13 protein-coding genes are annotated in these 11,275 nt (G+C 69.1%); 3 read left to right on the top strand and 10 right to left on the bottom strand.

Annotation, left to right across the window (positions count from 1 at the left end; all coding sequences use genetic code 11):
• Positions 1–233: 233 nt before the first annotated feature.
• From cbiE to ACZ7L4_RS33845, 7 genes are all read right to left on the bottom strand, one after another.
• Positions 234–1,448, bottom strand: a complete 1,215-nt coding sequence (gene cbiE, locus ACZ7L4_RS33875) for a precorrin-6y C5,15-methyltransferase (decarboxylating) subunit CbiE (RefSeq protein ID WP_472108597.1) — start codon at positions 1,446–1,448, stop codon at positions 234–236.
• 121 nt (positions 1,449–1,569) lie between these two features.
• The gene (locus ACZ7L4_RS33870) at positions 1,570–2,208 is read right to left on the bottom strand and encodes a GNAT family N-acetyltransferase (RefSeq protein WP_472108595.1); all 639 of its coding nucleotides are present in this window, start codon (positions 2,206–2,208) and stop codon (positions 1,570–1,572) included.
• 148 nt (positions 2,209–2,356) lie between these two features.
• Positions 2,357–3,175, bottom strand: coding sequence for a MetQ/NlpA family ABC transporter substrate-binding protein (locus ACZ7L4_RS33865; RefSeq protein WP_472108594.1), 819 nt, complete (start codon positions 3,173–3,175; stop codon positions 2,357–2,359).
• Positions 3,175–4,005 (bottom strand): MetQ/NlpA family ABC transporter substrate-binding protein, encoded by an 831-nt coding sequence (locus tag ACZ7L4_RS33860; protein WP_472108593.1) that lies wholly within the window; start codon positions 4,003–4,005, stop codon positions 3,175–3,177. Before ACZ7L4_RS33860 ends, ACZ7L4_RS33865 begins: the two co-directional genes overlap by 1 nt.
• Before the next feature lie 66 nt (positions 4,006–4,071).
• Entirely contained in the window at positions 4,072–4,803 is a 732-nt protein-coding gene (locus tag ACZ7L4_RS33855; RefSeq protein ID WP_472108591.1) for a methionine ABC transporter permease, read from the bottom strand.
• Positions 4,800–5,840: a methionine ABC transporter ATP-binding protein gene (locus tag ACZ7L4_RS33850; protein WP_472108589.1), complete on the bottom strand. Its 1,041-nt coding sequence runs from the start codon at positions 5,838–5,840 to the stop codon at positions 4,800–4,802. Before ACZ7L4_RS33850 ends, ACZ7L4_RS33855 begins: the two co-directional genes overlap by 4 nt.
• 418 nt (positions 5,841–6,258) lie before the next feature.
• Positions 6,259–6,909, bottom strand: coding sequence for an HAD-IA family hydrolase (locus ACZ7L4_RS33845; protein WP_472108588.1), 651 nt, complete (start codon positions 6,907–6,909; stop codon positions 6,259–6,261).
• 71 nt (positions 6,910–6,980) lie between these two features.
• Between ACZ7L4_RS33845 and ACZ7L4_RS33840 the strand changes: the two genes are divergently transcribed.
• Both ACZ7L4_RS33840 and ACZ7L4_RS33835 read left to right on the top strand, forming a co-directional pair.
• Positions 6,981–7,340, top strand: a complete 360-nt coding sequence (locus tag ACZ7L4_RS33840; protein WP_266721663.1) for a hypothetical protein — start codon at positions 6,981–6,983, stop codon at positions 7,338–7,340.
• Positions 7,341–7,428: 88 nt separating this feature from the next.
• Positions 7,429–7,809, top strand: coding sequence for a hypothetical protein (locus ACZ7L4_RS33835; protein ID WP_385759879.1), 381 nt, complete (start codon positions 7,429–7,431; stop codon positions 7,807–7,809).
• A 13-nt stretch (positions 7,810–7,822) separates the two neighbouring features.
• Here ACZ7L4_RS33835 and ACZ7L4_RS33830 read toward each other — a convergent pair whose 3' ends face one another.
• The 3 genes from ACZ7L4_RS33830 to ACZ7L4_RS33820 form a co-directional block, all read right to left on the bottom strand.
• Positions 7,823–8,341, bottom strand: coding sequence for a GNAT family N-acetyltransferase (locus tag ACZ7L4_RS33830; RefSeq protein WP_472108586.1), 519 nt, complete (start codon positions 8,339–8,341; stop codon positions 7,823–7,825).
• Between the two features lie 39 nt (positions 8,342–8,380).
• The gene (locus ACZ7L4_RS33825) at positions 8,381–8,899 is read right to left on the bottom strand and encodes a sigma-70 family RNA polymerase sigma factor (RefSeq protein ID WP_472108584.1); all 519 of its coding nucleotides are present in this window, start codon (positions 8,897–8,899) and stop codon (positions 8,381–8,383) included.
• 74 nt (positions 8,900–8,973) lie between these two features.
• A complete protein-coding gene (locus tag ACZ7L4_RS33820) occupies positions 8,974–10,125 on the bottom strand; it encodes a glycerophosphodiester phosphodiesterase (RefSeq protein WP_472108826.1) in 1,152 nt (383 codons plus the stop codon).
• 333 nt (positions 10,126–10,458) lie between these two features.
• Here ACZ7L4_RS33820 and ACZ7L4_RS33815 point away from each other — a divergent pair, with 333 nt between their 5' ends.
• Entirely contained in the window at positions 10,459–11,148 is a 690-nt protein-coding gene (locus ACZ7L4_RS33815) for a lysophospholipid acyltransferase family protein (RefSeq protein ID WP_327664252.1), read from the top strand.
• The last annotated feature ends 127 nt before the right edge of the window (positions 11,149–11,275 follow it).

Below are 11,275 nucleotides of genomic sequence, written 5' to 3'. Positions count from 1 at the left end.
CGCGGCACGAACCGCTCCGGACAACAGGCATTGTCCCGGTCGGACCGCGGCCACGGAACGTAGTTCGACCATGGCCTTCTGTGGACTGCGCCACGTTGCGCGTCCTCCGGTCGCTGCCGTACCACACGCACCTCAAAAGTGGTGCGTTTTCGGGACATTGGCGTACGAAGAGCCGAACGTCCCGGTGCGGTACAACGATCGGCCAGCCTACCGCGCGCGGCGCGCCGCCAGGGTCACGGGTGGCGTACGGGAAGGCGCCCGGAGAGGAGGAACCCGACGGTCCGCTCCTTCTCCGTCCAGGCGCGAGTGTCCAGTTCGACGGATTGCAGGAGGGCGCATTCGACGTCGTATCCGTGCTCCGTCAGGTCCCTGCCGATGAGTTCGGCGTCGTCGCGTGTCGCGGCGTGCGTGACGATGCGGGCGGGCCGCCGGTCCGCGACGGCCGAGACGACGGCCGCTCCCCCGCCCCCGACGCGTACGACGTCGGGCTCCGGGAGGTCTTCGAGGGCGTGCGGCGCCGTGCCGTTCACGATCTGGACCTGGACGCCGAAGCGGCGTGCGACGGCGAGGGTGCGGGCACAGGCGTCGGCGTCCCGGTCGACGGCGATGACGGCGGCTCCGAACCGTCCGGCCTCCGTCGTGAACGCTCCGCTGCCGCAGCCGATGTCCCACACCAGGTCGCCCGCGCGGGGCCCGAGGCGGGCGAGTTGGGCGGCGCGCAGCTGTTCGGTCTCGCCCTCGCCGAACGGGCCCGCGTACTCCTCGGCGGGCAGCGCCCAGCCGCGGGGTGCTGCGTCGGGGTCGCCGCCGGCCAGCCAGTTGCCGTTCTCGGGGGCGCCGGTGACCGGTCCCCCGATGACGATGACGACGTTGGGGTCGCGCCAGGTGTGGTCGGCGGCCTTGTCGGAGGTGACGACGGTGACCTGTTCGCGGTCGGTGCCGAGCTCCTCGCAGATGACGAAGGTGCGGTGGACGCCGTCCATCAGCAGGCCCAGTTCGGCGGGCCCGGCGCCGGGTGACGTGAGGACGGCGACCTTGGTGTGGGCGCGGCACACATTCACCGCGCGTCGCAGGGTGCGGCTGTGTGCGACGACCACCTGTGCGTCGTCCCAGGGCATGCCCGCGCGGGCGAACGCCTGGGCGACGGAGGACACGGCGGGCACGACCTCGACCTCGAGGCCGTACTGGGGCGCCCGCAGGGTGCGGACGACGCCGAAGAAGCCGGGGTCGCCGTCGGCGAGCACCACGGCCGTGCCGCGGTGGCCCGCGATGCGGCGGGCGGCGAGGGCCACACTGCCGAGCCGGACGCGCTCGGCGCGCTCGGGGACCTCGGGCAGCGCCAGGTGGTGCGCGGCGCCCGCCACGAGCGTGGCCGCGCCGAGTGCTGAGCGGGCCGCGTCCGTCAGCGGCGAACCGTCCCAGCCGATCACCGTGACCCGGTCGGCCATCGTCGTCAGTCTCCTGGGTGTGCTCGGGTACGTACGTGCCCATACGGCACGGAGGTCAAGGGTGCCGCCGGAACCGGGGCACCGTGAGCGTACCTGCCCGCCCCATCGACTGCCCGTGAGGTCAGTTCCAGTCCGAGAAGGCGGTGAAACCCCCGGCCTCCGCCAATTGCTCGGTGACACCCTCCAGGTCCTCCGGCAGCAGGCTCCACACGATGAAGTCCGTGCGGGCCTCGGCCAGGCCGCCGTCCTCGGTGCGGGTACGCGCTATGCAGGCGTTGCGGAGCACGCCCTCGCTGATGCAGCCGATCTTCTGGGCGACCTGCTGGGAGGCGGTGTTGTCGGCGGCCGTGCGCAGCTCGATGCGCTCGAGGCGCTGGTCGCGGAAGAGCCACTGGGCCGTGGCGAGCGCGGCCTCGGAGGCGTAGCCCTCGCCGCGCGCCCAGGGGGCGACGATGTAGGAGAGCTCGGTGGACCGCACGTGCCAGTTCGTCTTGGACAGCTGGATGACGCCGACGAGCCGCTGCGTGAGGAACTCGGCGACGGCGAGGGTGAGTCCGGCGCCGGACTCCCGCTCCTTCGGCGCGTCCTCGAAGATCCAGGTGCGGGCGCCCTCCTCGGTGAACGGCTGCGGCACCGCGGTCCAGGCGGCGACCAGCTCGTCGTTCATCATCTCCGCGAGCGAGGGCACGTCGTCCTCGTCGAGCGGGCGCAGCACCAGGCGCTCCGTACTGATGGAGATCTCCGGGAAGGTGTTCGTCATGCGCCGCTCTCCGTAACCTTCGTCGGCCTTCTACCTTCGCGTCGGCCTCGTGAACTGCCCAGCATGCAGCATGAAGGCACGTAACTGCACATGGGGGCCGCCCCTGTTGCCAGGTGCGGCCCCCATGGGAGCGCGTCGGACGGGTCCCTCAGACGGGGAGCACCGAACCCTTGTACTTGGTCTCGATGAACTTCTTGACCTCGGGCGAAGTCAGCAGTTTCGCCAGCTTCTTGACCCGGGGGTCGCCCTCCTCGCCCTTCTTGACGGCGAGGATGTTGTTGTACGGGTTGTCCTTGACGGACTCCAGAAGGATGGCGTCCTTCTCGGGGTTGAGTCCCGCGTCCATCGCGAAGTTGTTGTTGACGGCGGCCACGTCGACGTCGTCCAACGAGCGCGGCAGCTGGGCCGCTTCGAGCTCCTTGAACTTGAGCCCCTTCGGGTTCTTCGCGACGTCCTTGGGCGTCGCGTTCAGACCGGCGCCCTTCTTGAGGCCGATCACGCCCTGGGAGGCGAGGAGTTCGAGCGCCCTGCCCTCGTCGGTGATGTCGTTCGGCAGCGCGACGGTGGCTCCGTCGCGCAGCTCGCGGACGTCCTTCGTCTTCTTCGAGTAGAAGCCGAGCGGCGGCAGGTAGACCTGCGTGACCGGCGCGAGCGTCGTGCCCTTGGACTTGTTGAAGTCCTTCAGGTACGGCGTGTGCTGGAACAGGTTGGCGTCGAGGTCGCCCTGCTGGAGCGCGGTGTTCGGCAGGACGTAGTCCGTGAACTCCTTGATCTCCAGGTCGAGTCCGGCCTTCTTCGCCAGGTTCTTCTGTACGTACGTGAGGACTTCGCCGGCCGGGGTCGGGGTGGCCCCGACGACCAGCTTCCGGCTCGCGTCCGCCTTGTCGCCGCCGCACGCCGTGAGGCCGAGGACGAGTGCCCCGGCGATCACGGCGGCGGGAATCGTGGACTTCAGGGGATTCGGCATCAGAAGGAGGGGAGCACCGAGCCCTTGTACTTGTCCTCGATGAACTTCTTGACCTCGGGCGAGGTGAGGAGCTTGGCGAGCTTCTTGATGCGCGGGTCGTCCTGGTTGCCGTCCTTGATGGCGAGCACGTTGTTGTACTCGTTGTTCTTGGTGGACTCCAGGGCGAGCGCGTCCTTGGCCGGGTTGAGGTCGGCACCGATGGCGTAGTTGCCGTTGATCACCGCGGCGTCGACGTCCTTGAGGGAACGCGGCGTCTGGGCGGCCTCGACCTCCTTGAACTGGAGGTCCTTCGGGTTCTTCGCGATGTCCTGCGGGGTCGCGGCGGCCTCGGAGCCCTTCTTCAGGGTGATGAGGTCGTTCGCGGCGAGGAAGCGCAGGGCGCGGCTCTCGTTGTCGGCGTCGTTCGGGAGGGCGACGGTGCCGCCCTTCTTGAGGCCGTCGAGCTTCTTGGCCTTCTGCGAGTAGAGGCCGAGCGGCTCCAGGTGGACGGTGGCGACCGACTTGAGGTGCGTGCCGTTCTTCTTGTTGAAGTCTTCCAGGTAGGGCGTGGTCTGGAAGTAGTTGGCGTCGACCGAACCGTCCTCGGTCGCGTTGTTCGGCGTGACGTAGTCGGTGAACTCCTTGACCTCGAGCTTGAGGCCTTCCTTCTTCGCGAGGTCCTTCTTGATGAAGTTGAGGATCTCGGCGTGCGGGACGGGAGTCGCGGCGACGACCAGCGGGTCGGAGGCCTTGGCCTTGGTGTCGGCCTTGTCGGAGCCGCAGGCGGTCAGACCCAGGGTGAGGGCGCCGGTGGCGAGGACAGCTGCGGTGATCTTGGTGGTGTTACGCACGAAAAGTGCCTTTCCATCAGTGGTGCAACCCGCCGGGTGGGACGGGGAGAACGGGGAGAACGGGATTCAGCCGGACTTGGTGGCGGTGACCGCCGCCCGGCCGGCGAAGAGGTTGAAGCGGAGCGGATCGCCGCCCTTGCCGGCGCGGCGGTGCAGGACGCGTGCGCCGCTGTCGCCCGCGAACTGGATGAGCGAGATGACGACGGCGAGGATCGCCACCGTGATCCACATCAGGTTCGCCTCGAAACGCTGGTAGCCATAGCGGATCGCGATGTCGCCGAGGCCGCCCGCGCCGACCGTGCCGGCCATGGCGGAGTAGCCGATGAGCGCGACGATCGTCGTGGTGGTCGCCGAGATCAGCGAGGGCAGCGACTCGGGCACGAGGACCTTGCGCACGACGGTCCAGGTGTTGCCGCCCATCGACTGCACGGCCTCGATCAGGCCGCCGTCGACCTCGCGCACCGAGGTCTCGACGAGGCGCGCGAAGAACGGGATCGCGCCGATGGCGAGCGGCACGATGGCGGCCTCGCGGCCAATGGTGGTGCCGACGATCGCTCGCGTGAAGCCCATGAGGGCGACCATCAGGATGATGAAGGGCATCGAGCGGACGATGTTCACGATCTGCCCGATGACCTTGTTCACGAAGGCGTTCTGCAGCAGCCCGCCGCGGTCCGTGAGGACCAGCAGCACACCGAGCGGCAGTCCGAAGACGATCGCGATCAGCGTCGACCAGCCGACCATGTAGAGGGTGTCCCAACACGCCTGGGACAGCAGCGGCTGCATCTCCGACCAGGTCACTTGGTGACACCTTCCTTCTGCAGAACGGAGGGCTGCGCGCCCTGGATGTCGACCTGGAGGCCCTGCTCGCGCAGGAAGCCGATGGGCACGACGTTGTCGTCGTAGCGGCCGGGCAGTTCGATGCGCATGCGGCCGACCTGCTTGCCCGCGACGGTGTCCATCGCGGCGCCGAGGATCGAGATGTCGACGTTGTAGGTGCGGGAGAGCTGCGAGATGACCGGCTGGGTCGTCGACTCGCCGTGGAAGGTGACGTCGATGACGGTGCGGTCGTCGCCGGAGGCCTCGCCGCTGACCGGGAAGAGCGCGGAGGCGAGCTCGGAGCCGGGCGTCGCGAGCAGTTCGCTGACGGTGCCGGACTCGACGATCTGCCCGCGCTCCATGAGGGCCGCGGAGTCGCAGACGGTCTTGACGACGTCCATCTCGTGCGTGATGAGCAGGACGGTCAGGCCGAGCTGGCGGTTGAGGTCGCGAAGCAGCTGGAGGATCGAGCGGGTGGTCTCCGGGTCGAGGGCGGACGTCGCCTCGTCGGAGAGCAGCACCTTCGGGTCGCCTGCGAGCGCGCGGGCGATGCCGACGCGCTGCTTCTGGCCGCCGGAGAGCTGGGCCGGGTAGGACTTGGCCTTGTCGGCGAGGCCGACCAGGTCGAGCAGTTCCAGCGCCTTGGTGGAACGTTCCTTCCCCGACTTGCCGAGGATTTCGAGCGGCAGCTCGATGTTGTCCTGCACGGTGCGCGAGGACAGCAGGTTGAAGTGCTGGAAGACCATGCCGATACGGCTGCGCGCCTCGCGCAGCTCCTTGCCCGCGCGCGAGCCGCGGCCGGCGAGGGCGGTGAGGTCCTGTCCTGCGACGGTCACGGTGCCGGAGGTCGGACGCTCCAGCAGGTTCACGCAGCGGATCAGCGAGGACTTGCCGGCGCCTGACTGGCCGATGACGCCGTACACCTCGCCTTCGCGCACGTGCAGATCGACGCCGTCGAGGGCGGTGACCTCGCGGCCGCGCGAGCGGTAGACCTTGGTGAGGCCCTTGGTGGTGATCACGTGGGTTTCCGTAGCTGTCGAGTGCGCGGCGCGGGTGGCACCGGGCACGGGGCATTCGTTCGGGAACTTGGCTTGAGTTTCCGGGCGCGCGACAGGTCTCGCAGAGGCGGATGAACCCGTGAGGAGAAGCTGTGCGCGGGGCAGGCCCGGTCACGTAGGCGGACTGTTTCTCCCTGCGGAGTCACTCCCTACGGACAGGGCGCGCGGGTCTCGCTTCGGGGCGCGAGAACAGGCGGTGTGGGGGCCCTCAGAAGGCGCACATTCGACACATACAAGCAGCACCGGGCGTCATGGTCGCCTCGGTCGCAAGGGTGCGGCTGCTCGTCGTGGTCATGTCGGCAAGTAAAGCAGACGTGAGGACGCGGGCGGCCCCCGCTGTCCGCTATTCGGACAGCGGGGGCCGGGGCTCCACTTGGCCTCAGGGGGCGGTCGTGATCTCCACGCCCGAGTCCGTGACCTGCGCGGACACCGCGGAGAGGTCCTTCACGACGACGTCGGCGGAGAGCTCGTGCGCCTCGTGCGTTGTGGTCAACGCCACGGTCTTCATGCCGCCGACGCGGCCCGCGGTGAGACCGGCCGGGGCGTCCTCGAAGACGACGCAGCGCTCCGGGTCCACGCCCAGCTTCCCGGCGGCGAGCAGGAACGGCTCGGGGTTCGGCTTGCCGTGCGTGATGTCGTCCGCGGCGATCAGCAGCGGCGTCTTGATGCCGACGGCGGCGAGCCGGGCCTCGGCGAGCCGGCGGGTGGCGGAGGTGACGACGGCCCAGTTCTCGTCGGGCAGCGAGGTGAGCAGGTCGAGGGTGCCGGGCAGGACGTGGGTGCCGCCGTTGGGCACGTCCTCGACCTCCAGCTCCTCGATGCGCTTGACGGCGTCGGCGACCTTCTCGGCGGGGAGCAGGTCGGCGGCGATCTCGGCGGCGGGGCGGCCGTGCAGTTCGACGGCGGCGAAGGCCTCGGCGGTGATCCCGTACTCCTCGGCCCAGCGGGTCCAGCAGCGGTACACCGACTCCATCGACGAGAGCAGGGTTCCGTCGTTGTCGAACAGCAGGGCGTCAGCGGTGATCTTCATGTGTCCCGAGGGTACGGGTCACCTTGGGGTCGAGCGCATCGGGTCTTTTGGCCCGTAATAGGCTCACGGCCATGCTTGATGTCCTGACCCTGGTGACGGGTCTCGCCGCGCTGGCGCTCGCGGCCTGGTGCGGTTTCGCCGCGTATCGCGACCAGCCGACCAAGGACTGGCACTTCATCGGGATGGCTGTGGTGTCGGTGCTGGCGCTGGTGCAGCTGGTGGTCGGGATCGTGCAGCTCGCGCGGGGCGAGAAGCCGGACCAGGGCACGACGATCTTCGTCGCGTATCTGATCGGGGCGTTCGCCTGTGTGCCGGCGGCGGGCTTCATGTCGCTCGCCGAGCGCACCCGCTGGGGTTCGGTGACGGTCGCCGCGGGCGGCGTGGTGCTGGCCGTGCTCGAAGTGCGGCTCTTCGACATCTGGGGAGGCTGAGGTGGCTGTGACCGCTGAAGACAAGGACACCTCGAAGGCCGCTGCGAAGGCCGAGAAGAAGAAGCGCCGCCTCATCAGCGGGCCCGGCATGCTGCTGGTGTGGCTGTACGGCGTGATGGTCGTCGGCGCCGTGTCGCGGTCGGCCGTGCAGATCTCCACCGAGTTCGACAAGGCGCCGCTGGCGTACTCGCTGTCGGCGGTGGCGGGACTCGTGTACGCCTTCATCACGTACTCGCTGGTGCGCGGCGGGGACACGGCGCGGCGGGCCGCGTTCGTGTGCTGCGCCCTGGAGCTCGCGGGCGTCCTGATCGTCGGTACGTGGACGCTGGTGGAGCCGTCCGCGTTCCCGGACGCGACCGTGTGGTCGGACTTCGGGGTCGGCTATCTGTTCATCCCCGTACTGCTGCCGCTGAGCGCGATGTACTGGCTGCGCAAGGGTGTGCTGCAGCGGCAGCAGCCGGGGAACTGACCGCCGAGCCCCTCTAGGCGCTCGCCGCGAAGGCGTTCGCCGCGGCTTCCTTGACCTCGGCCGCCTTCGCGAGCGTCACCACGGTGAGCCGCTCGTCGACGCGCTCGGTCGACACCGGCTCGTAGCCGTGCTGGCGGTACAGGCGCAGGTTGTGGTCGCTGCGGTGGCCGGTGAACAGCTGGAAGCTCTTGGCCGTGCCCGCCGCGCCCAGCTCGGTCTCCACGGCGGAGAGCAGCCGGCCGCCCAGGCCGTGGCGCTGCATGCGCGGGTGGACGATCAGCTTGTTGATGTGCGCCGTGCCGTCGGCGTCGACCGTGCCGCGCACGGAAGCCACCACCTCGTCGCCGAGGCGTGCCACGAGCACGGTGCCGCTGGTGAGTTCGGCCCTCACGGAGTCCAGGGACTGTGTGAGCGGCTCGATCGAGTAGTCCCCGTAGAGCTGCGCCTCGCTCTGGTAGCAGAGGTACTGGAGCTTCAGAATCTGCTCGGCATCCGCTTCGGTCGCCGCAGAGATGGTCACGCTCATGCCCATGTGTGCATGCCTCCCGCTCACCTGTTCGCCGGTTGTCCTTCACCCTTTTCCCCGGCGGGCCGTGAGCGCAACCTCGGAGGGCAGGATTCTGCGCAGGCAACCCAGACATCTGGAACGTTCCGGCCCAAGGCTGCCCTGTGAGATACCCAACTCGCCCGCGATCTCACGGTAAGTGAGGTCCTGCGGGGACAGCAGGGCGCCGATCAGGCGCGGGCAGCGTCCCGGCAGCCGGCTCACCGCACGGCGCAGCGCCCGGTCGCGTTCGTGGGTGAGCGCGCGGCGCTCCGGGTCCACCGCCGCGGGATCGGCGGCGGCCGTTAGCCCGTACGGCTGTTCGCGCAGCGCCGTGCGCCGCTGGAGGCGGGCCTCGGCGCCGACCGCCTCGCGGAGCCAGGCGGCAGGGTCCGCGGGCGGGCCCTGGGTGTCGAGGCGTTCCAGGAGGCGGACCCAGACGGCCTGTTCGAGGTCGCCGGGGTCGACGGCGGCGCTCGACAGCTCGGCGCGGACCTCGGCGGCGAGGAGCGGGCGCAGGGACGCGATCACGGTGTCGTACGTCATGCCCTGCGCGACGAGGCCGCCCCTGCGGCCGGTTGCCGGGGCGGCCTCGTCTCACTCCAACCGGCGTGCCGGGGTCACCCGTTGACGAAGTCCTCGCGGGCGAGGAGCGCCGTGTCGCAGTTGTCCGAGAAGATGCCGTCGATGCCGGTCTCGTAGTACGCCTTGAAGGCGCCGAACGCGTCGCCGTACGCGTTCGGGTCCGTGCCCTTCTTGAAGTCGGCCGGCAGGAAGGTGTTCTCGTTGCGCATCGTGTACGGGTGCAGGACGAGGCCCGCCTTGTGCGCGTCCCTGACCAGCGTGGTGGGCTGGGTCAGCTTGCCGTTCGCGTCCTTCGGGATGATCAGGTCGAGCGTCGGGCCGATGCCGTTCGCGTACGAGGCGATCTCCGCGAGGCCCTTCGGCGTGATCAGGTCGGCGACGGTGCGCGGGTCGCCGCTGTCCACGAAGTCGTACGGCCGGGACTTCGCCGTGGACAGGAGGACCGCGAGCGGGTTGTCGACCAGCTTGTTCATGCGCTGGATGCTCGTCGGCTCGAAGGACTGGATGATGACGGGCGAGTTCTTCCGGTGCAGTCCGTGGGCGCGCAGCACCTTGGCGAGGCGCTCCTCCAGGGCGAGGTTCTGCTTGCGGAAGTAGGTGGGGTGCTTGAGCTCCGGGTAGATCCAGACCTCGCGGCCGAGCTTCTTGCTCTGCTGGGCGCGCCAGCGAAGGACCTCCTCGAAGGTGGGGATCTCCCAGCGGCCGTCGTAGATCGTGTTGTGCTGGCGGGTGCCCGGGATGCGCTCCTTGGCGCGCAGCGTCTTCAGCTCGGCGAGCGTGAAGTCCTCGGTGAACCAGCCGGTGGTGGCCACCCCGTCGAGGCTCTTCGTCTTCTTGCGGTCGGCGAACTCGGGGTGCTCGGACACATTGGTCGTGCCGCCGATTTCCGGTTCGTGACGGCATACGAGATGCCCGTCCTTGGTCGGGCAGAGGTCGCCGGCCTCGATGATGTGCGCGCCCATGTCGAGCGCCAGCTGGTACGAGCCGAGGGTGTGCTCCGGCCGGTAGCCGCTGGTGCCGCGGTGCGCGATGACCGTGGGCACAGGGAGGCCCGCGAGGCCCTTGTTCATGTTATTCGCGCCACTTTCTCTGTCGGCGGCTCTCGCCGTTCCGGCCGCCCCCAGTGCCGTCGCGCTCGCGCCGAGGACCGCCGCGCCGAGCAGTGTGCGGCGGCCGAGCGCCGCCATGCCGTGTGGCTGCCGCGCCCCCTGTGCGGCCTGCGACTTCTCGTTCCCCTTGTTCCCCATGAAGAACTCCTCCCACCAAGTACTGCCTTGCACCTGTCAAAGCGAGACCGATCGTAGGGGTGGGGAAGTGACGAGTGGGAGACCTCGGACGGAACGTCAGGGTGTTGCGGCATGGCGTCCGGGCGTTGCACACGCATCAACGGGGCGCAAACTTCGGTCAACTCCGCGTATCCACTCGGTGAACCCGATGTGCAACGGGTACTCGTGCGCGAGTATCGTCCTCACCTGCACAGACTCCTCAGTCCAAACCAGGTACCCATCCCTGCTCATTCCTTGACATCGGAGGGCTCGTTGTCCCGCTTCGCGCTCATCAAGGCAGTGCTCGGCCCGATCATGCGCCTGATGTTCCGCCTGCGTGTGGAAGGCGCAGAGAAGATTCCGGGGAACGGTCCCGTCATTCTGGCGGGCAACCACCTGACGTTCATCGACTCGATGCTGCTGCCGCTCGTCTGTGACCGGCAGGTCTTCTTCATCGGCAAGGACGAGTACGTCACCGGGAAGTCCCTCAAGGGCCGCCTCATGGCGTGGTTCTTCACCGGGGTCGGCATGATTCCGGTCGACCGCGACGGGGCGAACGGTGGTGTGGCCGCGCTGATGACCGGCCGCCGCATCCTGGAGGAGGGCAACATCTTCGGGATCTACCCGGAGGGCACGCGCTCCCCCGACGGCCGCCTGTACCGCGGGCGGACCGGTATCGCCCGGCTGACGCTGATGACGGGTGCGCCCGTCGTCCCCTTCGCCATGATCGGCACGGACAAGCTGCAGCCCGGGGGTGCGGGGATTCCGCGTCCTGGCAAGGTGACCGTGCGGTTCGGTGAGCCGATGGAGTTCTCCCGCTACGACGGGATGGGGCGTGACCGGTACGTGCTGCGGGCCGTGACGGACTCGGTCATGACGGAGGTCATGCGGCTCTCGGGTCAGGAGTACGTGGACATGTACGCCTCGAAGGCGAAGGCGGCGTAGCCGCTCTTACGGGTGCGTGGGCCCGGTCGACCGGATCTTCCCGGTCGACCGGGTTTTTTGCTGCGCCGGGGCGGGGCCCCACGTCCCTGTTGCGCGGCACCGTGCGCCGCCTTGCCCACCCTGCCGC

The sequence above is a fragment of the Streptomyces sp. NPDC107575 genome, from assembly GCF_055657265.1.
This window is presented reverse-complemented; position numbering and strand designations above follow the sequence as displayed.